Below are 25305 nucleotides of genomic sequence, written 5' to 3'. Positions count from 1 at the left end.
AAACTAAAAAGATAATCTTGACAGGCAAGAACAAAAAAATATTATCGCTTTTTATCAAAGTTGCAATTGTAATATTTGCTTTTTGGTTTATTTACCATAAACTCGTTGCGAATAAAAATCTGCACGATTTCAGTACCTTATTAAAAGATATTCCTCAAATAGAAATAATCACGGTAATCGGGATAGTTGTACTCCTGATGTTTGTAAACTGGTTTTTAGAGGCAGGCAAATGGAAATACCTGATGAGCCATATCGAACCGATCAGTTTTTACAGGGCTATCGAATCAGTTTTTTGTGGTTTAACGCTTGCTATTTTTACACCAAACAGATTAGGAGAATATGGAGGGCGTGTGTTTTTCCTTTCCCCACGGAGGAGAATTGTTGGGATAGTAGCCATGAGTGTAGGCAGCATCGGTCAATTGGTATTAACAAATGTTTTTGGGGCTATTGCAGCCTGCTTTTTCGTGTACCGCTTTATCCCGATCGATAAGGTATTATTTATTGCACTGGTTTTTTTTGCGGTAATTTTCTGCCTTTTTTTTCTGGTTTTTTACTTTAACATCCGTTGGTTAAACGGGATTTTATTGTCCTTCAAATTCACCAGGAAATACAAGAAATTTTATAGCATTTTAGCCCGATACAAAAAAAGGGAACTATTCAAAATTATTACTTATTGTTTTGCCCGTTACCTGATATTCAGTTCGCAATATTTTATCCTTTTTATTTGGCTGGTACCTGGCTTGGATTATGCAGATATTGTGATGATGACCTGTTTGCTATTTTTGGTACAGTCGGCGTTACCTTCATTAGATCTATTCGATGTAGGCATTAGAAGTGTAACTGCGGTTGAACTCTTTAAACATGTAACCGATCAGCATGTGGCAGTTATTGCATGTACTGCCAGTATTTGGCTCATTAATATTATAATTCCTGCTATCTTAGGCACTTATTTCGTTTTTAAACTCAATTTTTTTGGAAGTCTTAAATCTAACTAGTTTATTTTCTGCTGCGCTAACCTTAATTTATGGTTTTTTGGTGCTTAATTTTATCAGAGGGTGGCATAACCTCATCTATTTTACGCCACACAAATCTGATCCTCAAACCAAAGTTTCTATTATTGTTGCTGCAAGGGATGAAGAAGTTAATATCAATAAAACAATTGATGACCTGATTGCTCAGCAATATCCTAAAGCCTTAACGGAGATTATCATTATTGATGACCATTCTACTGATAGAACAGCAGAAATTGTGTTAAGCTATGCTAACCGTAATGTAAAATTAATTAAGTTAAATGAAGATCGGGCATTAAACTCCTATAAGAAAAAAGCAATACAAACCGCTATTGGCACCTGCTCTGGCGATCTGATTATTACTACTGATGCCGATTGCAGGATGGGGCCTAATTGGTTGGCCACGATTGTAAATCTGTATGAAGAGAAAAACTATAAAATGATTTCTTCGCCCGTTGCTTATTTTCAGGAGAAAAGTTTCTTTGAGCGTTTACAATCATTAGAATTTCTTTACCTTATTGGTTTAGGTGCTTCTACCATTGGAAATAAACAACCATCAACTTGTAACGGTGCAAATTTAGCCTACGAGAAAACAACCTTTTATGAAGTTGGCGGCTTTCAAGGTATAGATGATCTGGCATCTGGCGACGATGAGCTACTGTTGCATAAAATTGCAGCTAAATATCCAGATCAGATCGGTTTCCTCAAAAATAGGGAAGCCATTGTGTATACCCATGCAAAAGAAACCTTGGGCGCATTTATCCAGCAACGTAAACGATGGGCTTCGAAGAGTACCCGTTATAAAAATAAGGCCATTATCGTGTTAGGGGTACTGATTTGGATCTTTAACCTGTCTATTCTCGCAAATTTTATTACCGGACTTTTTATTCCGGGGTTTTTAGCCATCGCATTTTATCAATTGTTGGTTAAAATGGTTTTAGAAACGCTATTTTTATGGGATGTAACAGGCTTTGCCAAGAGGCGCAGTTTACTCATTTTAATACCTGTTTTAAATGTGCTTCATGTAATTTATATGGTGTACATCGGCATTGCCGGAAACAGTGGAAAATACAATTGGAAAGGCAGAATGGTTAGATAATGGATAATAGCCCATCAAAAAAAGTATGGTTAAAGTTTAAGCGGAATAAGCTGGCCTTCAGTGGGCTGATCTTTATCTTACTATTAATGCTAATGGGTATTTTGGGCTATTTAATTATGCCTGATGATTCTCCTAATGCGAATGTACAAACGCTTCAGTTAAACAAAAAGAAACCAGGCAGTACCTTTACTTTTTTAATCACCAGCCAAAACCCCAAAGTAGAAAATGTTAACTTTTTCGAGCGGATGCTCAATGGACAAACGCCCACTTTTAAAAGCATTCCAATCACTTCTTACCAGCTGAAAGGCGATACAGTTTTTGTTCAGGAATATATTGGCGATGACGAAAAAGCCAAAGAAACGGCATACGAATTAAAAGATTTATGCCCCCGTTGTGTTTTACCTTCAAAAATAGGAACGCCACAAGCGCTCTTCGAAGAAAATAATATCTATACACGCACCTATATTTTAGGAACTGATATTTATGGACGTGATTTATTAAGCAGATTGATTTTAGGTATCCGTGTTTCGTTATCTGTAGGTTTAATGGCGGTTCTTATTTCACTTTTTATCGGGGTGAGTTTAGGTGCCATTGCAGGGTATTTTGGCGGCAGAATAGATGCCTCTATTAGTTGGTTTATGAATGTGGTGTGGTCGCTACCATCACTACTGCTTGTTATTGCTATATCATTTGCTTTAGGGAAAGGGTTTTGGCAGATATTTATCGCTGTAGGTTTATCAACCTGGGTAGATGTGGCCAGATTGGTACGCGGGCAGGTGATGGGCTTAAAAGAAGTAGAATTTGTAGAGGCGGCAAGGGCACTAGGCTTTGGTACAGCCAGAACCATTATCAAACATATATTGCCCAATATTGCCGGACCTATATTGGTTGTAGCTTCTTCTAATTTTGCCTCAGCCATATTGTTGGAAACTGGGCTAAGCTTTTTGGGCTTTGGGGCGCAACCACCTATGCCAAGTTGGGGGAGCATGATTAAGGAACATTATGGTTATATTATTATGGATGCAGCTTACCTCGCCCTTTTGCCCGGTTTAGCCATTATGTTTACGGTATATGCCTTTAATGTACTTGCCATAGGTTTACGCGATGCCTTTGATGTAAAAGGGCAAAATGTAACGGTTTAATCATCATCTTAAAATATAGGCTGTACCATATTTGTAATCACTTTGAATTTGTCAGATTGAGCCTGTTGAAATGACCTTTAAGGCATTCAAAACAGGCCCTTTAACAAGTTCAGGATGACTATATTGATGATACAGCCTCTTAATTGCAAGAACTTTGTTAAAGTCGGTCTACTTCGCTTTTTTCTTATCAAGAGAAAACCTGCGCGCTATACTAAAGCCCCAACGGTATTGCCCTTTAAGCCAGGAAGTATTGGTGTCGGTAATAAACTGCGATTCCTGAATGGCGGTTGCATTGGTGAAATTAAGGTGAAAAATATGCCCACCCGTTTCAAATTCAAGTCCGGCACCAAGCGTTTTGTAATATTTTGTTCCCAATGTGCTTTCGAGATAAGCCTCTTTGTTTTTATCCCTGAATGGAATGGTATAATCTGCTACAAAAGCCATGCGTTTAGTAATTTTGATGCGTCCACCAACGGATAAGGCAAGCATATCGTTCTGATCCCCAAAAACAGTAAAATTGCGATGTACATACGACGGCATGATCAGCATTGAAAAGTTTGAGTTAAACTTACGCGCAATCACCGCCTGGGCCACATAGGTTAAGCGATCCTGGAATTTACCAAATGCATTTGCAGCGGTAGGATCTGTTGAAGCTTTAGCGGCCGAAATGGTGGTACTCCCGAATAAAGTTACCGCTACAGGTATTTTGTCATCAGCGGTTTGCTCCAGCAAGCGGTATTTTAAGTTTCCTTCGTAAAGCTGTGTTACTACACCTGCTCCTTTGGCCCTTGCTAAACCTACGGAAAGCCTATCGCTGATTCCATATTCAAAACCAATGCGGATATCTGTCGACTGATCCAGTCCAAAAAAGTTTTTGGTACCACCTGCACTGCCTGCAATATCACCAAAACGGTGATCTACCCTAAAATCCAATTCATTTTTATAAATGGTTTCGTTGGTTTGGATATTGATGAGTTTAGTGGCTTTAAAAGTAGCCTGTACATTCTTTTTTTCAGTGGGCATCTGCAATGCCTTCTCGAGCGAATCTTGGGCAAAGGCCAAAGTAGGCAGGAGGGTAAGAGATAGATATAGGAAAGATTTTAGATGTAATTTCATAAATTTTATTTTTTGGATGGATAAATAGCGGTCACTTTTACTTGAATGGTTTCTGCAATCTGCTTAAAAACGATCGTTGGGACTTTGATATCATGATCGACCAGTTTTACATTAAACGTAGAGGTAGCTTTCACCTCATCGGCAGTAATTATCAGTGATCCTTTTGCGGTATACGCTTTGGTTACGCCATGGATCTGTAGGTTACCCTTAACCGTTACCGGGTAAGTGCCGGGTTTTGAAAAATCGATCTGTTCTACAATTTTTCCTTTAAAATCAGAAGTAGGATACTTATCACTTTCTATATAATTTTCGTTAAAATGCTCCTGCATCAGTTTTTTCTTGAACTGAAAAGAGGTATTGTTGATTTTGAAAATGATATCGTTGGTTTTGGTATTAAGCGCCGAAGCACCTGTTTTGCTCTGTGCATCGATATCTTCTACAGGAGTTGAAGAAAAAAACGAAGAATTAACGCTTTTACTTACCAAGATCTGTGCTTTTATGCCTGTGCATAAAAATAGGGCTGTTAATGTTAACAATAATTTTTGCATCTGTAATGTATTTAAGTTTTGAATAAAACCGGCGTTAATTTCGATGAACTATTCTGGCATGCCTTTATCAAACCATGCCTGTAACAGTTCTCTTTCGCTTGTTGTTAAAGAGCCTCCTTTGGGCATCGTTTTCGTAACCAATACACTATTGGCTACACGGCTATCATTTTTAACTGAGGCTATGCCATTAAATGCCCAAACTGATTTAAGTGCTCCACTTGGACCATGGCAGCTGTTACATTTGGTTTGGAAAAGTGCGCCCGCAAAATTGCTATAGGTTACATTGGCAGTGGTTACTGCGGTTGGGCCCGTAGGTGTTGTTGGTTTTAATTCTTCCGCTTGTCTTTTAGAACAGGCAAAAAGTAGCGCCGTAATTGCGGCTAACGAAAAGATTACATTTTGTTTTTTCATAGATGTTTAATTAAAATTAATGATGGATTCATTTCTTATATCCTCGTGTTCGATTGCAGTGCAATTGAAATATTTGCGGCGAGGCCAGTTTTTAATTTATGTTCTGTTTATTTAAAAGCATAACCATTTTTGTATTCATCATGGTTATGTAATTTCTATTGAAATCTTAACCGTTACGTGGCTTGATCAGGAATGGTTGCCTCAAAAAAAAATAAAAAAAGCCGTTCCGATTTTACATCAGAACGGCTTTAGTGATAAACTATATGTTAAGCTAAAATGAAATCTTCTGCCTTTAAGGGCAGATTAACCTTAGTATTTTTAATAAAAGCTTAATGAACTTAACACTTTTTGGGTTTAAACGCTGATTGAGTTGTTAAGAACCTGAATTCTATTAATATTACCTATCGTTAGCTTATGCCATCTTTTTTTATTAATCGCCCGTCACCATGAATTCATTTCAGGGTCTTTCCAGCTAAAAGATGCTGAAACAAGTTCAACATGACGAATTGGTCAGAGATTGGGCGTTTATAAGATGGTAGTTTAGTTAAATAATTACCAGGTTCGGGTGAAGAGATAAATTGATTTTTCAGGAGTGTGAGACAATGGTCACTATGGGATTAAAATAAAAAAGCGAGCATTACACTCGCTTTTCATTTTACCTCCAGGCCTTATATTGGTTAATTAAGCCGTTGGTAGAGCTATCATGGCTCGAAACTTTTTCGCTGCCCTTCAGTTCCGGAAGAATTTTTTTGGCCAATTGTTTACCAAGTTCTACTCCCCATTGATCGAAACTAAAGATATTCCAGATAATCCCCTGAACAAATATTTTATGTTCGTAAATGGCTACTAAGCTGCCCAAAGTATATGGCGTTACTTTCTTCAATAATATGGAGTTTGTTGGGCGATTGCCTTCAAAAACTTTAAATGGCGCAATTTTTTCAATTTCTGAATCAGATTTACCTTCTTTCTTTAATTCGGCAGTTACTTCTTCTTCGGTTTTTCCGTTCATTAAAGCTTCAGTTTGTGCAAAGAAATTCGATAATAAGATAGGGTGATGATCACCCAGTGGATTTAAACTTTGTGCCGGTGCAATAAAATCAGCAGGAATAATCCTGGTGCCCTGATGAATTAATTGATAAAAGGCATGTTGACCATTTGTACCTGGTTCGCCCCAGATAATAGGTCCGGTTTCATAATCAACCTCGTTACCGTTTCTATCAACATGTTTACCATTACTTTCCATATCACCTTGCTGGAAATAAGCAGCAAAACGGTGCATGTATTGGTCGTATGGTAAAATAACCTGCGTTTCTGCATTATAGAAATTAATGTACCAAACGCCTAGCAAGCCTAGTATTACAGGGAGATTACTTTCAAATTCTGCAGTTTTGAAGTGGTTATCAGTTGCATGTGCACCGGCCAGTAGTTGTTTAAAATTGTCGAAGCCTATACTTAACGAAATAGACAAGCCGATAGCGCTCCATAAAGAGTAACGACCGCCAACCCAATCCCAAAATTCGAACATGTTTTCGGTATCAATACCAAAAGCAGAAACGTCTTTCGCATTGGTAGATAATGCGGCAAAGTGTTTGGCAATATCACTTTCTTTGCCACCTTTTTCTAAAAACCAGGTGCGGGCAGAGTGTGCGTTCGTCATGGTTTCCTGCGTGGTAAACGTTTTTGATGCGACCAGGAATAATGTTGTTTCGGCATTTAAACCTGCCAATGTTTCGGCGATGTGTGTACCATCAATATTCGAAACAAAGTGAATATTTAAATGATTTTTATAGTGTTTTAAAGCTTCAGTAACCATTACCGGTCCCAAATCCGATCCGCCAATACCAATATTCACTATATCCGTGATGGCTTTGCCAGTATAACCTTTCCACTCGCCGCTGATGATGCTGTTGCTAAATTTCTCCATTTTAGCCAGCACAGCATTTACTTCAGGCATCACATCCTTACCATCAACTAAAATTGGGGTATTGCTTAAATTACGTAAGGCAATGTGAAGTACAGAACGGTCTTCGGTTTCATTAATCTTGTCGCCATTATACATTGATTTTATGGCTTCATCCAATTTACACTCGCGCGCTAATTGAATCAATAATGCTAATGTTTCATCGCTGATGCGGTTCTTGCTATAATCCAGTAAGATATCTTCAAAAAAAACAGAAAACTTATTAAAACGATCTGCATCTTCAGCAAAAAGATCCTTAATGCTTTTTTGATTAATATCTATAAAATGATCGGCTAAGTACTTGTATGCCTCAGTTTCTGTGAAATTTATTTTAGGTAACATAATCTTTGTTTTTTGTAAAAGTAATAAAGCAAAAATTTAAAATGGTCTTTTAATGTTCAAAATGATTAAGAATTTTAATTTCTGGCAAGTCCTTTCTACAGGCTACCTAGACAGAATCCACTAGCGCGGCCATCATTCCCGCGCAGGCCTATCGTGTGGACACAATTAATTATAATATTTTTTTATCGCTCTATGCCGCGGGGCATGGTACTTTGGAGCGCCAAAGTACCCAAAGCGCTTTGTCAATCCAACAATGAGCCTTTTGCGCAATCTCACGCGCATTAAAAAAACAGCGGCACTTTGTTTTGTGTTCAATATTTTTTAAAATTAAATCATCGGTTATGAACACAAAACCACTGCGTTTGAGGTTTGTTAGTGCCGTTTCTACTGCTCTGCAACTGTTTTTTTAATTTTCCCGGCTCTTGGGATTGACAGCGTCCTTAGATAAAATCCGTGCTTTATTAAAGTTAGCTAGCAAAACGCATAAAATACTTAAAAAGATGTGTCCGCACGATAGGCGCAGGCGGGAACCACGAAGTGCTCAGCGAAGCTAATCTTAAAGCACTTTGCATTACGATTATTCATAAGTTTCCCTTGTTTCAAAGGCATTCACGAGCACTCCGTGGTTCCCAATCGAGTTGGGAGTGACGATCTCGCGCAACCTACCATTTGCTAAAAAAAATCTGTCTTTAATATTGATTTATGAAATAATTGTCCCTCAGAATGACAATCCAATATTTTGATATTACCTTTTTAGATTTTTGAGATACCTGTTTTGTTTATTAACCCCATCTCTTCCTAAAATTGATTATCTTAGGGCAACCTAAACTAAACCATTCATTTATGAAGAAAATATCCCTGATCGGTTTTTCCCTCCTGGCGTTAAATGCTTTTGCCCAAAAATCAGATTTAAAACCATTGGTTTCGAAAAAAGCAGATGCCATAGAACAAAAAGTAATTACCTGGAGACGTGATTTTCATGAACATCCTGAATTGGGAAATACTGAGGTAAGAACAGCTGGTATTATTGCAAAACATTTAGAATCGTTAGGTATACAAGTGAAAACGGGCGTGGCAAAAACCGGAGTGGTTGGGATATTAAAAGGAGGGAAGCCCGGACCTGTTGTGGCACTGCGGGCGGATATGGATGGACTCCCGGTTACTGAAAGGGTTGATGTTCCTTTTGCATCGAAAGTGAAAACGCAATATAATGGTCAGGAGGTTGGCGTAATGCATGCCTGTGGGCATGATAGTCATGTAGCTATTTTAATGGGTGTGGCAGAAGTGTTAGCCGCTATGCAAAAAGATATCCAGGGAACGGTAAAGTTCATTTTTCAACCCGCTGAAGAAGGTGTGCCTGCGGGAGATGAAGGTGGAGCAGCATTGATGATAAAAGAGGGTGTACTCGAAAATCCTAAAGTTGATGTAATTTTTGGTCTGCATATCAATTCACAAACTGAGGTTGGCGATGTCACCTATCGTCCGGGCGGGACAATGGCCGCCGTAAACGATATGAAAATTACGGTTACCGGAAGGCAGGCACATGGGGCATACCCATGGAGCAGCATCGATCCTGTGGTGGTTTCGGCCCAGATTATCAATAATCTGCAAACCATTGTTAGCCGCAATTTAAATGTTACTGAAAATCCGGGTGTAGTTACCATTGGTGCCATTAACGGTGGTGTACGATCGAACATTATACCTGAAAAAGTAGAAATGCTCGGTACAGTCCGCAATTTCAGTAAAGAAGATGAGGCCATGTTTATCGAACGGATAAAAACCATTGCCACCAAAACAGCCGAGGCAGGTGGTGCAACAGCCGAAGTGAAAATCCCCTACAGTAACCATTATCCCGTTACCTATAATAATATTGCACTTACCGAAAAAATGCTGCCCAGTATGCAGGCAACTGCTGGAGCTGATCGTGTAAAATTAAAACCGCCTGTTACCGGTGCAGAAGATTTCTCTTTCTTTCAGGAAAAAGTACCTGGCTTATTTGTGTTTTTAGGGGGCATGCCAAAAGGCAAAGATCCGTTAAAAGCCGCTTCGCACCATACCCCAGATTTTTACCTGGATGAAAGTGGTTTCGTATTAGGGGTTAAATTACTTTCAAACCTTACCCTGGATTATATGGTGATGAAGAAATAAAAAATCGATCATTCGTTACCATGTCTGATTGATTAAAGAAAATAAATTTAGTCAATAAGCATTAGGCGGATAGTTTTAATTGAAATCGCTTTGCGCTATGCTCAAAGCGATTTCCTATATTTGTTTCCATGACAAAAGAACAGGTTCAGGATTTAAGAGACAGGGTAACGTCTCTAAGGAGGTATCTTTGACGTTGATGAGCTACTTTACGCCATTCGCGAAGAAGAAAAATTAACCATGGCGCCCGATTTCTGGGACGATCCAAAAAAAGCAGAAAAAATTCTGGCAGAAATTAGTTCAAAGAAAAAGTGGACTGATGGTTTTAACCAAACCGATAATGCGGTTGAGGATGCCGCTGTGATGTTCGATTTTTTTCAATCCGGAGATGCTTCGGAAGGTGAAATGAAAGAGCAGTTCGAAATCGGTAAACAAGCTGTAGAAGATCTCGAGCTTAAAAATATGCTGCGAAGTAAGGAAGATCAGCTTTCGGCGGTAATGCAGATTACTGCTGGTGCCGGTGGTACCGAGAGTTGCGATTGGGCTTACATGCTGATGCGTATGTACCTGATGTGGGGTGAGAAAAACGGCTACAAAATTACCGAACAGGACAGTCAGGAAGGGGAGGTTGCAGGTATTAAATCGGTAACACTTCAATTCGATGGCGATTTTTCTTACGGCTATCTCAAAGGTGAAAATGGTGTTCACCGTTTGGTACGGATATCGCCTTTCGATTCTAATGCCCGCCGACATACCTCTTTTGCTTCGGTATATGTTTATCCCTTGGTTGATGATACCATTCAGATTGATATTAACCCAGCCGATATTGAATTTGAAACGTTCAGGGCTGGCGGTGCGGGTGGACAAAATGTAAATAAGGTTGAAACTGCAGTACGTTTATACCACAAACCATCAGGCATTATTATTAAAAACCAGGAATCGCGTTCGCAGTTACAGAATAAAGAAAATGCCATCCGTTTGCTTAAGTCGCAATTATTCGAAATCGAAGAACGGAAGCGCAATGAAGCCATTGCTGCTGTAGAGGGATCGAAGAAAAAGATAGAATGGGGTTCGCAGATCAGGAGTTATGTTTTGGACGATAGGCGCGTGAAAGACCACCGTACCAATTACCAGACTTCTAACCCTGATGCAGTGTTAAATGGTGATATCAACGATTTTTTGAAGGCTTATTTAATGGAGTTTTAATCTAAAACAAATGGCAAAATCATCAATCCTTATCATGTTATTGTTTATGGCAATTAACTATTCGAATGCACAGGAAGTAATCCCATTATATACTGGCGACATTCCAGGTGCAAAACCTACGCCAGCAACCTATGTAGAAAATACAGAAGTACGTTCAAATGGTACGTTAAGTGTTACAAAAGTATCTATACCTACAGTAACGGTTTTTGAAGCGCCTAAAAATATTGCCACCGGAACGGCCGTAATTATTTGCCCAGGGGGTGGTTATGGTGCTCTGGCCTTTAGTCATGAAGGAACTGATGTAGCTAAACGCTTTAATGCCATTGGCGTTACTGCATTTGTATTGAAATATCGTTTGCCTAGTGATGAAATTATGGTTGATAAAACCTATGGTCCATTGCAGGATGCACAACAAGCTATTTACCTGGTTAGAAAGAATGCCAAAAAATATGGAATTGAGACCAAGAAGATTGGGATTATGGGTTTTTCTGCTGGTGGACATTTTGCTTCAACTTTGGTAACCCATTATAATGATCTTAAAATTTCTAACCCTGAAAAGATAAATCTGAGGCCAAATTTTGCTATTTTAATTTATCCAGTAATCAGTTTCGAAGAATCGGTGCATACGGGTACCATGAAGAATTTACTGGGACCAAATCCTGCTGATCGTTTAAAACATTATTTCTCGGCAAATAAAAATGTGAATCAAAACACGCCCCCTGTTTTTTTTGTACATGCTAAAGATGATCAAACTGTTCCCTATGAAAATAGTGTACTAATGAATGAGGCACTGAAGAAACATAAGATTGATACCGATATTTACCTATACGAAAAAGGCGGGCACGGCTTTGGCCTGATCAACAAAACTTCTGATGTAGATTGGTTTAACTTGTTGGTTAACTGGTTGAAAAAAGAGAAATTTTAATATCTTTGTCGGATATTTTAACCTCTTAACCGGATATATTAATGCAAAAAACACTCAAGTATGTAATGGTAGCATTAGTTGCAATCATTGCAATAGCAGGCTGTAAAAAAGAAATTAATTGGAATGCCAGGTCCAATCCTAATGGAAATGGTTGCCAGCTAACGAGTTTAAAGACCGACTTTGATGCATTGGGCGAAGTTGAAATCGGCTATAAATATGATGCTTCTGGTAAATTAATCAGCGCAACGAGTGATGGGGAAACCATGACTTATACTTATTCTACCACTAAAATTACCGGTACGCTAGAAAATGGCGAAAAAACAGAACTTACCTTGGCAAACGGTAGAGCAATTTCCAGTTATATGTCTGATTTTTTTCCAGGGGTAAGTGCAACCAGGGCCTACACCTATAATGCAGATGGTTATTTAACTGTTGTTAAAAGCTACCTGGGGAATATTCTGAATTCAACTGCTGAACTTAGCTATACAGGCGGTAATTTAACACAGGAGAAAGTAACCTATGCCGAAGATGCTAGTGTAGAAACAATTACTTATGAATACTCAGGTGAAGTTGCGGTAAATACATACCAGATGGCTGATCCACTTTCTGCCATTGTAGATTATGTACCTGGGAACTATTTTGGAAAAGCATCTAAAAACGTACTCAAGAAAACTGTTACAACTTCTAGTAAGCTGTCTGGTGTAGATACAGCGGAATACACTTATGTTTTTGACAGTAAAGGGAATGCAACATCTATTGTAATTAAAAGCTATACTAACAACGGTGGAAGTGCTACCGATACATCTTTAACCAAAGTAAGCTTAGTTTATAATTGTAAATAGGATTTAAATATTGGTAAAAGCCTGATCATAATTTTATGGTCAGGCTTTTGTTTTTATTATGATCTTTGCTCATTTCTTTTAAAAGAAACTATAACTCCCAATTTACCACTCTATTTTTACGATTTAGCCCCTTATCTTTTATTTACGATATGTACATATTTGATTACAATAAAGTAGTTTTTAATCTTAATGTGCCATAAATGGTCTAGAAATTCCTGATTAAAATACAAAAGGGTCTATAGTTTTTGAACGTAAACATAATTGTATTTCAGTTTTTATGAATTAAGATCAAGCGAATTGCTTTATAATTAACCAAATATTTACCTAAGTCAAAAAAAAATGAGTAAAGAAAAAATGAAATGGTGCCTACTGTTGGTATGCCTATTTACCGGATTTTTATCTTGCAAAAAAGATAAGTCTGAAGTTAAATCGGAAAATGGCCAGGTTAAAGCCTGGGAGACCTTAATTGATGGCAATTCTTTTGCCAGCTATGCTAATTTTGAAGCACAATGGAATTATAACTATCCATGGGGTACCGATCATAATGGATCGGCACGTATGGTGGGCAGCTCTTCTAATCATAATCAAATCTCGTTAAGCGGAGGTGTATTAACTATTAAAGCTAGCCGTTTGGCTTCATCGCCTGGAAACAGTACAGCTAATGGCTTTACCAATGTGGCCATTTGGTATAATTCTGGCGCATGCCATGCCAAGCAACAGGTGCTTATTAATGATCAGTTCCCGAGTTATACCATTTCAGGAGATTTCGCTGTGCCAACAGGTAAGGGTACCTGGCCTGCATTCTGGATTACAGGCGTTAATTCGTGGCCACCAGAAAGTGATATCATGGAGTTTAAAGGCAATAATACCAATTGGCAAAACACTTATGATGGTGGATGGGAGAATAAACTTACGACAGTTTCTAATGCAGGTTCGTACCACAATTATAAATGCTGGTACAACAAAGTAAGTGCAACTGATGTAGATTGCCATTATTACATTGATAATGTTTGGGTAGCCAAGCATACCATGAGTAATTCGGTAAATAAACCGATGTGGCTGATTATCAACATGCAAATGGAAGGTGATAGTGGCTCGCCTGGCCCATCTGGCGATACTTTTTATACCGGTAAAAATATTTACCTGGGCAGAGAAAGGGCTTTTTAGTAATTAAACAACAATTAATTTGGAGGCAACTGTAAAGTTGCCTCCATTGTAGCGTAATAATATATGAATAAATACCTGATCGTACTTGGTGTTACGTTACTCTGTGTTTTATTGGTGCAGTGCAAAAAAGATGAAATAGCAGCGCCCGAAAATAATATTGCCTTATTGGTTAGCAAAATTAACCTGATCAGACAGCACGGATGTAATTGTGGTGCTGAATATATGGCCCCAGTGCCTGATTTATCCCTAAATAATCAGCTGCAAACTGCGGCAATAATGCATGCAAAAGATATGGCTGAGCAAAATTATTTTGATCATTTATCTCCAGATGGAGGTACTCCGGCCGAACGTGCAATAAATGCAGGTTATAAGGGCGAATTTAGGGCTGAAAATTTAGCCAGAGGATATCGTGAGGTAGATCAGGTCATTAATGCGTGGAAAAACAGTGTAAGCCATTGTAAAGCCATGATGGATGCTAAAAGTAAAGAAGCAGGCGCAGGTTCCGCACAAAATTATTGGGTAGTAACCTTCGGTACTTCTTTATAATCTTTTATTGTTTTATCAATTACATCCAGGATGCCATTACTATAGGGGTCATTAGCTAATTCCCAGAACATAATGCCATTTAATTTTTGATCAATTACATATTGAGTTTTCAATGAAACTGATTTAGGATCATCAAAGGTGACGAAATACCGCGTTTTTGGGTTATAATAATAGGGCGCTTTGGCTGTCTCATCCCAATAATAAGTATAGCCATTTTGGGTTGAAAACTGTTTGTTAAAATCTCTATAACCAATGCTGTTTAAAAATTTTGTTGGTTGGTATAAACCGTGGTTCGCATCGCTGGTATTTTCAAAGATACGGGCGTAAAATGCTGCTCCTAGCGCAATTTTTTGTGCGGGCACACCTAAACCGATTAAATTTTTTACTGCATAATCTGCAGATAAAGTTTGTTGCGGGGTAGAATACAATGGAGAATGGTGGCCACTTTGTGTTGCATATCCACCTACCAGATCGTAACTCATTACATTTACCCGGTTTACCAATGGCATTACCTGATCCCATTCAAAGCAAGAGTCAATGCAGTTTTTTGTTCCGCCTGCTGCAAAACTAATCTCTGCTTTTTTACCGAGTTTATTTCTCAGTTCTTTAATCAATAAAGTGAAGTTGTGTTTGTCATCTGGCATATACCGATGCCCGGGATAACCCAATACTGCCGGGTATTCCCAATCAATATCTATCCCATCAGCCTTAAAGAAATCTAAAAGTGCTTTGGTTGTTTTGGCAAATGTTTTTCGCCCTTCATTTCTGCTAAATACTTCCGAACAAGAAGAACAGGCACCCCAGCCACCCATAGCAATCATTACCTTTAAATCAGGGTTACGTTTTTTCATCTCAACCATTTTCGAAATCAAAGCCGAATCTTTGGCTGACGTAATGTTTAAACTGTCGCCCTTTAAATGTCCGAAACTGAAAATCAGGTGACTTATTTTTTCAATTGGAAAACTATCAATAACCGATCCCTGACCAGTATAGTAAGCAATAACATTTGGTTTAACGGTTTTTTGCGCTTTTAGGCTGCCAGCGGATAGCATTAAGGTTATTAGGCAAATGCTGGGTAGGTTAATGATCTTTTTATACACGTGGATAGGCAATTTAAGACTGTTTTTCTGCTAAAATATTTTGGAGTTCGTTTAATTCAGCTACTTTTTCTGTTGCTCCGGCATTTTCGTAAGCTGAAATCAGGTTTCTAATCACGCGGCGGATAATATCGGTATTGCTGCAGGGTTTATAATATTCAGGCAAAGCTTCCAGGTTAAGCTGGCGCAGAAACTGATCTACATCATGTTTGCCAAAAATATTACCCCGGTTAAAAGCATTGATGTAAAATAGCACACCGTACTCAGAACCCTCCTGCTTACTATCATCAATATAACCTAAAATAAAATGCTGCGGCAAATTAATCCCGTATACAGGCAGATCTAACTTTTGAGCCAAGGTAGAATAAATAATGGCCAATGAAATCTGGTTGCCTTTTTTGCTTTCTAAAACCTGATTTAAGTAAGAGTTTTGCGGGTCGTGGTGGTTTTTGGTGTTACCGCCAAAGCCATATTGCTGGTATAAAATGTGGTTAATTAGTTTTACTTTCTCAACTGAACTCATTTCGTACTGCAGGCCCAGCCAGATATCTCTTTTTATTTCTTCAATTTGGTTAATTACCTTTTGCTCATCTAAATCAGGATATTGATAACGATTTATAATCAGGGCGCCTTGCAATAAATCAAAAGCACCACTTAAATACCAAAGGCTTAGATCTTCTTTAACCGTTTTGAACTGGATTTGATGGACAATGTTTTCAATACGCTCCTGCATTAGGCCATCGAAAGATTGTTCCCAGGCATTTTCTAAATAATGGATCACTTCGCCACCATATTCAAGCAGTTTTTTTTCCACATGTTGGTACACTTCCTCGTCCGGATCGTCTAATAATTTAACTAAAGCACTTATCTCTGCGATATTTTCCATAAAACATACATACGTTTGCGGCGTTTAATTACTTTTGCAATATTATGTTATTTCAATTTATTACAGATTACCTTAAACACCGTTTAACAGCTAAGAGCAGGCATGGAACGCATTCGCCATTTGTGTACAAGCTCGCCGATGAGGTAATTTACGATTTAAACGACAAATCTGAATATAAAAATATAGAGGAGCAGCGAAAAAAACTTTTTAATGACGATTCCGTAATCACAGTTACCGACCTCGGTGCGGGTTCTCACCTGAATAAAAACCGAACTAAGAAAGTCAGTCAGATTGCCAAAAATGCATTAAAGAGCCCAAGATTAGCCAAGCTTATTTATCGGTTGGCTAAAAGTACCAAAGCAAAAAGTGCGATCGAATTGGGTACTTGTTTGGGTATTACAACAGCCTACTTAGCAAAAACAGATGCCCAAACCCAGGTGGTTACGATAGAAGGCTGTCCACAAACTGCAGCGGTAGCCAGAAAAAACTTCCAGGACCTGAATTTAGAAAATATCGAACTTCATGTGGGTAATTTTGATTTAATTTTGCCCGATATTATTGCTCAGCAACCCAGCCTCGATTTTGTTTATATTGATGGAAATCACCGTAAAGATGCTACCTTGAATTATTTTAAATGGTGCCTGCCGAAAGTAACCGAAAACTCTTTACTTATTTTTGATGATATTTATTGGAGCGAAGGGATGAAAGAAGCCTGGGCCGAAATTAAAAACCACCCAGATGTTACCGTAACCATCGATTTGTTCTGGATTGGATTGGTTTATTTTAAAAAAGGACAGGCTAAAGAACATTTTAAACTTAAGTTTTAAATCCATGCAGGAACCGAAATTAGCAGGTATTCAAAAACGATCGGCACTCTTTGTTTTGCTGATCAGTCTTTTCTCCGGTATTGCAGCTTACCTGCTTTCGTTTCTTTGTAAAATGGATACCCTTACGCATATTATGTTTGGGTGGGATATTTTTTGCCTGGTACTCAATAGCCTGCATTGGTACATGTTTTTTCATACCTCTGCTGCCGAAACGCATTTAAAGGCCAAAATGCAGGATGAAACCCGTGGCGAAATTTTTGCCATTGTAGTGGTTTCTACTTTTGCTGGTTTACTTGCAGTAGTTTTACTGCTCATTAATAAAGATATTGAGCCGCTTGATCTGGTGATTGCCATAATGGGCATGTTTTTATCATGGTTTCTGGTGCATACTACTTTTACCATGCGGTATGCTCATTTGTATTATGGTGACAAGAAGAAAAAAGCATCGGAAAAGGGTGGTTCGGGATTGGAGTTTCCAGGTAATGATGAACCTGATTTTGTCGATTTTGCCTACTTTTCTTTTGTGTTGGGTATGACTTTCCAGGTATCAGATGTTGAAATTTCGAACAGGGAAATCAGACGGCTTTCCCTTTTACACAGTTTAATTGCTTTTATATTTAATACCGTAATTGTGGCATTAACCATCAATGCATTGGCAGGGCTAAGCAAATAACGAATCGTCATCTCGACCGAAGCATGGAGAAGTGGAGAGATCTATCATCCCAAATTTTTTGTCATCCTGAACGCAGTAAAGGATCTTTAAAACACACCTTTTAACAGGAGGAGGTGCCGTGAAAAGATTTATTCCAGCCAATTATAGCAGTTTTTTGGAAATAAACAGTCCATTTCTTTTGGCGGTCTTCAGTCCCGCTCTCCGTTCTTTCCGGTGAAAAACCGGAACCACTTCGATCGGGTTTAGTCACAAAGGTTAAATGCTTTTGGGCACATGCCAGGAGCAAGCCGTTCGGTCATAAACCTGACAGCAGCGGGCATCCCGATTTAAGCACGATTCTTTTATTTTTATTGTGTGCTTGCTTGTTTCACAGGTTTCATTGGGATAAAGCGGATGGCGGGGCTAAAAGGGCCAAGAACCACAAGCCGTTCGTTTTCAAATAAAAAACATGTTGAAAGTTAGGAAATGAACAGTTCAATTCTTTTGGCGGTCTTCAGTCTCGCTCTCCGTTCTTTCCGGTGAAAAACCGGAACCAATTCGATCGGGTTTAGTCACAAAGGTTAAATGCTTTTGGGCACATGCCGGGAGCAAGCCGTTCGGTCATAAACCTGACAACAGCGGGCATCCCGATTTTTTCATCGGGATAAAGCGGATGGCAGGGCTACAAGAGCCAAGAACCACAGGCTTTTCGTTTTCAAATAGATGCAGATTTTGATTTTATAATACTTTATATCAGTTTATTATGATTTTAAACTGATTTTTCAGTAATATAACTTGTTTTATAGTTGTAAAACTGAAAAGTAAGTTATAGATTTGGGTATGGAAGAATTAACCAAAGCCGAAGAGCGCATTATGCAGGTTTTATGGAAACTGCAAAAGGCATTTGTGAAAGATATTATAGACGAACTGGAAGAGGAACCTAAACCCCCTTACAATACCATCTCATCAATTGTCAGGCTTTTAGAAAAGAAAGGCTATGTTGATTATAAGGCTTATGGGAAAACCTACGAATACTTTCCGGCCATTACAAAGGATGAATATGCCAAAACTACCTTCTCCAAATTGTTTTCAGGGTATTTTGATAATTCTCCAACCAGCCTATTATCATTTATGGTAAAAGAGGAAAAACTAAGTGAAAAAGATATAGAAGAAATTAAGAAAATCATTAACCAGGATACAAAGCCATGATTTTAATTTACTTATTAAAGGTTTCGGCCTGTACACTAATGTTCTTTGCCGCTTACCAGTTATTGCTGGCCAGACTCACATTTTTTAACCTGAACCGCATTTATTTATTATTGATGTTGGTGTTGAGTTTTGTTATTCCGGCAGTTACCATCGAAAACCATCACGAAGTAGCTGTAGCTAGTCACGAAGTTCCGTCCAAAATTGCCTATAGCAACGATGGTGTTGTTGAGCATGATTTTGTAGATGAAGGTAGCGCCGCCAATAATAGCCTAAACTGGGATCAAGTGCTTATGTACGGTTATTGCTCAATTTTAGCCTTTCTTGTTTTTAGAATGCTGTTTGTGATGGTACGTATTCAGATCCAACTGCGTAAACACGCTATTGATAGGAGTGGAGCTGTTATCCTGGTTGATGAGAAATCTACCATAAAAAACTTTTCTTTTTTAAACCAGATTATTATCGACTCCTCTTTACAGTATGAAGAAAAGAATCTGGTCATTAAACACGAATCTGTCCATGTGGAGCAATTACATGCTGTAGACAAACTTTTAGTCAATTTGGTTGCGGCAATCCTTTGGTTTAATCCCATTATTTATTTCTGGCGGAATGCCATTGATCATAACCACGAATTTCTGGCCGACCGTGAAACTGCTAAAGTTGCAGATAAGAAGGTTTATGCTTCTTTACTTTTAAATCTGGCTATGCCAACCCAAAATTTAGCTATGAATAGTTTTAGTAAACTTCCACTAAAAAACAGGATTATGATGATGTACAAAGAACCAAATGCAAAGCCGCAAAAACTTGTTTATTTAGCCATTATTCCGGTATTAATGATTTGCTGTATGGCATTTATAAACCAAAAAGAAATTATTATTGAGAGAAAATCGGCAGGGAATCAGCCTTCTGCAGATGCGGTGGCAAAGCCGAATGTTTATGCTATGAACTATTTAAACAGCAATATTAAGGTTAATCCAAATGCAAAAGCTGCATTTAAAGAAGTGAAACCTGTTTTGGTTGTTGATGCTGGTCATGGAGGAAAAGATGGAGCCGTTTCTGCTCTTGATGGACAAAAAGAAAAAGACCTGAACTTAAGGGCGGTGAAAATACTGCAGGAAGAAGCCGAAAAAAGAGGAATAAAAGTAATATTAACCAGGAGTACCGATCAGTTTTTATCACTAAGAGATCGTTTACCGAAACAGGAGGCTACGGCATTTATTTCCATCCATCATAATGCAACACTTGCAAATGCGGCTGTGCCTTTCGGTGGCGTTGAAGTTTATGTTTCGAAACTGAACAGCAATATTAAAACTGCTGAAGATCTGGGCGCTGGAATTTTAAGCAAGCTGAAACAGCTTAAAGGGATGGAAGTAAGAGATTCACTAAAAAATGCGAATCTGTTATTGTTACGCGAATCTAAAATACCTGCTATTTTAATAGAACTTGGGAATATTTCGGATGGTAAAACATTACAATATATTAATCAGGAAAAAAATATCCGGAGAATCAGTAATTTGATTTTGGACGGATTTGTAGCTTTTTCGAAACGTGGATGTTAAATAAAACAGGACTATGGAATGGTTAACCTATCTGCTTAAAGTTACTGCCTGTACGGCATTATTTTTTGGTTTTTACCTGGTGGTTTTAAGAAAGCTCACCTTTTTTAAAATCAATCGTTTTTATTTGCTGGCTTCTTTATTCTTGAGTTTTATTATTCCGGCTTTGCAGTTTGAGGTCAAACGTAAAATGCCCATGTTAGAAACTGAGCTTGTGGGCATGCCTGACTTAAAACCAATTCAACCTGCCCCTGTGCAACTTATTCAGCCAGTTATGGCCGAATACCAGTCAGAGGTGATGACGCCTAAAATTGATTGGGTGGGCATAATGGCTTATGCTTATAGTGGCATCGCTTTGCTTTTATTGCTCCTTTGCCTATGGCGCTTATTCGTTTTGCTTAAACATACAGGAAGTTATACCCAAAATAGTAGTGGCCTAAAGCTGATTACCAAAACAGAAGGTTTTACCAACTGCTCCTTTTTTAACTATGTTTTTATAAATGATGCGGATTTAAGTGCAACGGATTTATTGGTTCTGCTTAGACACGAGCAGGTACACGCCAGGCAATACCATTCGATAGATAAAATTATTTTAATGGTTTTAAAATCTGTTTTATGGTTTAATCCCATAGTTTACCTATATGATAAAGCTTTAGAGCAGGTGCATGAATATGAAGCAGATGAAATCACTTCAACAGGTTATGGAAATCAGGCATATGCCAATCTTTTATTAAAACTGGCTATAACTAAAAGTGATATCCCCTTGATCCACAATTTTGTGAAAAGCCCCATTAAAGACCGCATTAAAATGTTGTTCCACTCAAAATCTAAAAACATGAAAAAATTAACTTACTTATTGGCCATCCCCGTTGCTGTGGGATTGGTATGGCTATTTGCCGTTCAGGTAGTGTATGCACAAAATATAAAAGATGAAGGCAAACCTTCGAAAGATTTTTACGAAGGAGCCTTGAAGGGGAAAGTCCTTAACATTAAAAAAGAAACTATAGGTCTTTATACATTCGATTTATTATCGAATGGAAAGATTTATCCGATTGAAGCCACCACTTTTAAAGAAAAGATTAAAGTTGGCGATGAACTGATCGCATATATATCAGGTAAAGGCTTTAATATGCAAAAAACCGATAAAAACGGAAAAGTTATTGCAGAAACCAAGGAGCCGATCTATAATGCAACAAAAGTTACCACTTTAACCGGGAGCTTAATTTATGAGCAAAAGATAGAAAAACATGCTTTTTTGTATGAAGCCAATAAAGCGCGTTCTGCCTCATCTAAAATTAAAACGATAGAAAAAGATATTAATGGTGAGATTGAAAAGATCGTTCTGAATGATGGTCTTTTTACCATCAACTTAAATCTTAAGCATCAAAATATAAAGGATGATAACTTTAAAGTAGGCGACCAGGTATTGATTAAATTTATCGGCGAAAAATTGGTGACAAAAAATATTTATGCTACTGATAAAATGATCGTACTTTATTCTGAACCTAAAAAATACCTGATCAAAAATGAAGCACTTTACAACCGGTTTTATTTTAATGACGGGAAACAGAAAGTTGCTGCAATAAAAAATCAACCAACTGAAGTTGCCAAACCAGTTGCGCCTAAAATCATCTCGTTTTCTAAAATAACCGGTGATGTGCAGCATAAAGTTTCTTACATGGAAAATGCAGTTATCGATATTGTGAACTGTAGACTAGAGGCCGAATATGTAGAATTGGATCAACTTAATGGTAAAATGATCGCCAAAAATGCAGTATTAAAAGCTAAAGAAGGTGGATCTGCAACTGCTAAAATTATTGTTTTTAATTTGAGAAATGGAAACTATAATGCCGAAAATGGCAATGGGGCTATCAAAGTTTTTAAAGGGCTTGGTCCTGACCAAAAGATGTTGCAGGGAATGAGAGACTCTTTAACAAAGGCAGATAATAAAGTGAATACGATTGTAAGTTACAGTGCCCAGGATTCTGTTAAAATGAGTAAGGATAAATCAATTGTAACGCTTTATGGCAAAGCAAAATTGGATTATAAGAATTTTAGCATCTCAGCAGATGAAGCTAGCTATAATAGAAATACAGAAAAAATAACAGCTAAAAATCTTACCCTTCGTAATAAAGTAACCGGAATAACAATGCTCGGCTCTTATGGTGAATTTGATATTAATGGAAAAGTTGAGGTTTGGCAGGGCAATAAATAGTTTGAATGATAAAAGCATTAGGCTTTCTCGCGCTCTTTTTATTATCATCAATTGCAAAGCACAGTTTAGTCTGTCAGGCAAGGTAACCGATGAGGAGTTTAAAGCTTTATCATTTGTTACGGTTAAAATTTCTGGACTTCAGAATAGCTTATTTTATACCCAAACCGATAGTTTAGGCACTTACCAATTCAAATTACAGGCAGGAAAATATTCGGCTGTTTTTTCTGCAATCAATTTTCAAAACGTAAGCCGGTTAGTTACAATAACAGGTGATACTGTAATCAATGTTCAACTTCAAAGAAATCCAGCTACTCTTGCCGATATTCAGGTTAATGCTAAAAAAGCATTGTTCGAAAAAAAGATCGACCGGACTGTTTTTAATGTGGAGAATAGTATTTCCGTAATCGGAACTGATGTTTTGGAACTGCTTTCAAAAGTTCCTGGTGTACGCGTTTTGGACAATAAGGTTTCGCTGGTGGGCAAAGACGAGGTTAATGTGATGATTAACGATAAACTGGTGCCTTTGTCGGCAGATGAACTGACGAATTATTTAACATCCATCTCCTCAGCTAATATTGCCAAGATTGAAGTCATCACCAACCCGCCAGCCAAATATGATGCACAGGGAAACAATGGTTTAATTAATATTATACTCAAAAAAGCCACATCAGAAGGTTTCAAAGGTTCGGTAAATTTAGCTGCAGCCAAAGCAAGTTATTTTACTGCAGCTTCGGGTGGAAATTTAAGTTACCGGAAAAATAAAATTACACTTTCTTCAAACTTTAATATCCGGAAAGGATCGCTTATGCCCTTTGAGCAAAACGATGTTTTTTATCCCGTGCAAACCTGGAACATTGTAAATAAAGACCGGAATTTTAGAACGGTGCCCAGCGGACAGATCGGAATAGAATATCAGGCTTCCCCAAAAACGCTGTTGGGGTTATCTTACAACGGTGGGCTAACCAATTTTCATTCGGAAGAAAATATTAAAACCACAGTTTACAACAAAACGGGAGATTTAGATTCGGTACTGAATTCTGACGCCAATGCAAGAATCAAGTCTCATTATCATTCGGCGGATATCTATTTAAAACAAACTTTAGATTCAGCAGGAAAGCAACTCACCGTTAATGGCGATTGGTTTACCTATAGAGATGATAAAAACAGGTTTTTTAACAATACCAGTTATTTTCAAAACGGAATAATAATTCCGAATTCCTTTGCCGAATACCTGTCGGCCAGTAAACAAAACATCGATTTATATACCTTGAAAGCTGATGTAGATCTTCCTTACAGAGCCTTTAAATTGTCTTTCGGTACAAAGCTGAGTTTTATCAAAAACCAAAGCGATCTTGCTTTTTACCAGTCTCAGAATGGGAGTTACAAGATAGATCCACGACAAAGTAATTTGTTCAATTACAACGAAAATACCCAGGCATTGTACGCGAATTTTAATAAAGCAATTAAAAAATGGGATTTCCAGGCTGGACTGCGGGGAGAATATACACAGATTAATGGCGTTTCGGTTAATGAACAAAATCGGATTGATTATTTCCGCCTTTTTCCAACGCTTTACGTAGTTTACAGGGCAAGCGATAAAAATACTTTTTCGGTCAACTATGGCCGCCGGATTAACAGGCCACCATACCGCAAATTAAATCCTTTCCGTTGGTACAGCAACCGATATGCTTATGCTGAAGGCAACCCCTTTTTGCAGCCTTCTTATAATGATAACATCGAATTTTCGCATACCTATACTATATTTACCACTTCGTTATCTTTCAGCAAAACTACTAATGGTTTTAACGATGTTAATTTTATTGATAAGGAAACAAATATACAGGTTTCCAAACCGGTTAATTTTATAACTGCTATCACTATCAACTGAGTAATGCCATTACATTTAATGCGCTGAAGGGCTGGGAAAGCATCAACCAGTTGGATGTTTTCTATAATGCAGCTAATTCCAGTATTGCACAAACCCTGGGTAATCTAAAAGGATTTGGGGCTTACTTTTCTACACTAAATCAGTTTGTTTTTAATACATCAAAAACCATTTTAGGCGAAGTAAGCCTGTGGTACCAGTTCCCAACTGTTGATGGATTGAATCAAAATAAAAATCAATATAATCTTGATTTGGGGGTGAAGACTTTATTGCTCAATAAAAAGATGCAGCTGGCCATTACAGCCAGTGATGTTTTAAAAACTAATCGGTACCGCTTTAGCAGATTGATCAACAACATCAGGCAGGAATACAATAACTACTATGATAGCCGCCAGTTGCGGCTTACTTTCCGTTATAATTTCGGCAATGAAAAAATTAAACAGCAGGATAGGAAGTTGGGTAATGAAGAGGAGCGGAGAAGGAATAATTAATTATGGAAGATGTAATATGGATGATGGAAGA

Annotated in this window: 22 protein-coding genes; 16 read left to right on the top strand and 6 right to left on the bottom strand. The window is 38.0% G+C overall.

Features of this window, described 5'->3' with window-relative positions:
* Positions 1-17: 17 nt before the first annotated feature.
* From OQX63_RS11495 to OQX63_RS11485, 3 genes are read left to right on the top strand one after another with little or no spacing between them, the layout of a single operon-like run.
* Positions 18-995 carry a lysylphosphatidylglycerol synthase domain-containing protein gene (locus OQX63_RS11495; RefSeq protein ID WP_265851011.1) on the top strand — a complete coding sequence of 326 codons (978 nt, stop codon included), beginning with the start codon at positions 18-20 and terminating at the stop codon, positions 993-995.
* On the top strand, positions 973-2109 hold the full coding sequence (locus OQX63_RS11490; RefSeq protein ID WP_265851010.1) for a glycosyltransferase family 2 protein: 1137 nt from the start codon (positions 973-975) through the stop codon (positions 2107-2109). Before OQX63_RS11495 ends, OQX63_RS11490 begins: the two co-directional genes overlap by 23 nt.
* On the top strand, positions 2109-3251 hold the full coding sequence (locus tag OQX63_RS11485; protein WP_265851009.1) for an ABC transporter permease: 1143 nt from the start codon (positions 2109-2111) through the stop codon (positions 3249-3251). The genes OQX63_RS11490 and OQX63_RS11485 overlap by 1 nt, the downstream gene beginning before the upstream one ends.
* Before the next feature lie 168 nt (positions 3252-3419).
* On the opposite strand, the gene OQX63_RS11480 is transcribed toward OQX63_RS11485, so the two are convergent.
* The 4 genes from OQX63_RS11480 to pgi form a co-directional block, all read right to left on the bottom strand.
* Positions 3420-4367: a DUF5777 family beta-barrel protein gene (locus tag OQX63_RS11480; RefSeq protein ID WP_265851008.1), complete on the bottom strand. Its 948-nt coding sequence runs from the start codon at positions 4365-4367 to the stop codon at positions 3420-3422.
* 5 nt (positions 4368-4372) lie between these two features.
* Complete coding sequence (locus tag OQX63_RS11475) at positions 4373-4915, bottom strand: YceI family protein (RefSeq protein WP_265851007.1); 543 nt, start codon at positions 4913-4915, stop codon at positions 4373-4375.
* A 48-nt stretch (positions 4916-4963) separates the two neighbouring features.
* A complete protein-coding gene (locus OQX63_RS11470; RefSeq protein WP_265851006.1) occupies positions 4964-5326 on the bottom strand; it encodes a hypothetical protein in 363 nt (120 codons plus the stop codon).
* Positions 5327-5981: 655 nt separating this feature from the next.
* Positions 5982-7628, bottom strand: coding sequence for a glucose-6-phosphate isomerase (pgi, locus tag OQX63_RS11465; RefSeq protein WP_265851005.1), 1647 nt, complete (start codon positions 7626-7628; stop codon positions 5982-5984).
* A gap of 843 nt (positions 7629-8471) precedes the next feature.
* Between pgi and OQX63_RS11460 the strand changes: the two genes are divergently transcribed.
* From OQX63_RS11460 to OQX63_RS11435, 6 genes are all read left to right on the top strand, one after another.
* Positions 8472-9776, top strand: coding sequence for an amidohydrolase (locus tag OQX63_RS11460; RefSeq protein WP_265851004.1), 1305 nt, complete (start codon positions 8472-8474; stop codon positions 9774-9776).
* Between the two features lie 128 nt (positions 9777-9904).
* Positions 9905-10979, top strand: a protein-coding gene (gene prfB, locus OQX63_RS11455) for a peptide chain release factor 2 (protein WP_265851003.1) whose coding sequence is annotated in 2 segments (ribosomal slippage) — positions 9905-9964 and positions 9966-10979 — 1074 coding nt in all. Because the reading frame shifts where the segments join, the coding sequence is not laid out codon by codon here.
* 10 nt (positions 10980-10989) lie between these two features.
* A complete protein-coding gene (locus OQX63_RS11450; RefSeq protein ID WP_265851002.1) occupies positions 10990-11904 on the top strand; it encodes an alpha/beta hydrolase in 915 nt (304 codons plus the stop codon).
* Positions 11905-11945: 41 nt separating this feature from the next.
* On the top strand, positions 11946-12746 hold the full coding sequence (locus tag OQX63_RS11445; protein ID WP_265851001.1) for a hypothetical protein: 801 nt from the start codon (positions 11946-11948) through the stop codon (positions 12744-12746).
* 339 nt (positions 12747-13085) lie between these two features.
* A complete protein-coding gene (locus tag OQX63_RS11440; RefSeq protein ID WP_265851000.1) occupies positions 13086-13913 on the top strand; it encodes a glycoside hydrolase in 828 nt (275 codons plus the stop codon).
* A 63-nt stretch (positions 13914-13976) separates the two neighbouring features.
* Complete coding sequence (locus OQX63_RS11435) at positions 13977-14459, top strand: CAP domain-containing protein (RefSeq protein WP_265850999.1); 483 nt, start codon at positions 13977-13979, stop codon at positions 14457-14459.
* On the opposite strand, the gene OQX63_RS11430 is transcribed toward OQX63_RS11435, so the two are convergent.
* Both OQX63_RS11430 and OQX63_RS11425 read right to left on the bottom strand, forming a co-directional pair.
* Entirely contained in the window at positions 14426-15511 is a 1086-nt protein-coding gene (locus tag OQX63_RS11430; protein ID WP_265850998.1) for a glycoside hydrolase family 18 protein, read from the bottom strand. The two genes, OQX63_RS11435 and OQX63_RS11430, sit on opposite strands and share 34 nt — an antisense overlap.
* A gap of 61 nt (positions 15512-15572) precedes the next feature.
* Positions 15573-16442, bottom strand: a complete 870-nt coding sequence (locus OQX63_RS11425; RefSeq protein ID WP_265850997.1) for a transglutaminase-like domain-containing protein — start codon at positions 16440-16442, stop codon at positions 15573-15575.
* Positions 16443-16486: 44 nt separating this feature from the next.
* On the opposite strand from OQX63_RS11425, the gene OQX63_RS11420 reads away from it, so the two are divergent.
* The 7 genes from OQX63_RS11420 (at position 16487) to OQX63_RS11390 (ending at position 25274) form a co-directional block, all read left to right on the top strand.
* Positions 16487-17269 (top strand): O-methyltransferase, encoded by a 783-nt coding sequence (locus OQX63_RS11420; RefSeq protein WP_265850996.1) that lies wholly within the window; start codon positions 16487-16489, stop codon positions 17267-17269.
* Positions 17270-17273: 4 nt separating this feature from the next.
* Positions 17274-17942, top strand: a complete 669-nt coding sequence (locus OQX63_RS11415) for a DUF1345 domain-containing protein (RefSeq protein ID WP_265850995.1) — start codon at positions 17274-17276, stop codon at positions 17940-17942.
* Positions 17943-18761: 819 nt separating this feature from the next.
* Complete coding sequence (locus OQX63_RS11410) at positions 18762-19130, top strand: BlaI/MecI/CopY family transcriptional regulator (protein ID WP_265850994.1); 369 nt, start codon at positions 18762-18764, stop codon at positions 19128-19130.
* Positions 19127-20686, top strand: a complete 1560-nt coding sequence (locus OQX63_RS11405; protein ID WP_265850993.1) for an N-acetylmuramoyl-L-alanine amidase — start codon at positions 19127-19129, stop codon at positions 20684-20686. The genes OQX63_RS11410 and OQX63_RS11405 overlap by 4 nt, the downstream gene beginning before the upstream one ends.
* A 13-nt stretch (positions 20687-20699) precedes the next feature.
* Positions 20700-22898 (top strand): M56 family metallopeptidase, encoded by a 2199-nt coding sequence (locus OQX63_RS11400; protein WP_265850992.1) that lies wholly within the window; start codon positions 20700-20702, stop codon positions 22896-22898.
* On the top strand, positions 22864-24786 hold the full coding sequence (locus OQX63_RS11395; protein ID WP_265850991.1) for an outer membrane beta-barrel protein: 1923 nt from the start codon (positions 22864-22866) through the stop codon (positions 24784-24786). Before OQX63_RS11400 ends, OQX63_RS11395 begins: the two co-directional genes overlap by 35 nt.
* Positions 24783-25274 (top strand): outer membrane beta-barrel protein, encoded by a 492-nt coding sequence (locus OQX63_RS11390; RefSeq protein WP_322974378.1) that lies wholly within the window; start codon positions 24783-24785, stop codon positions 25272-25274. The genes OQX63_RS11395 and OQX63_RS11390 overlap by 4 nt, the downstream gene beginning before the upstream one ends.
* Positions 25275-25305: the final 31 nt, after the last annotated feature.

This window comes from Pedobacter sp. PF22-3, assembly GCF_026239555.1.
Taxonomy (GTDB): Bacteria; Bacteroidota; Bacteroidia; order Sphingobacteriales; family Sphingobacteriaceae; genus Pedobacter.
Note: the sequence above shows the minus strand (reverse complement) of the source record. Positions and strands in the feature narration are given on the sequence as shown.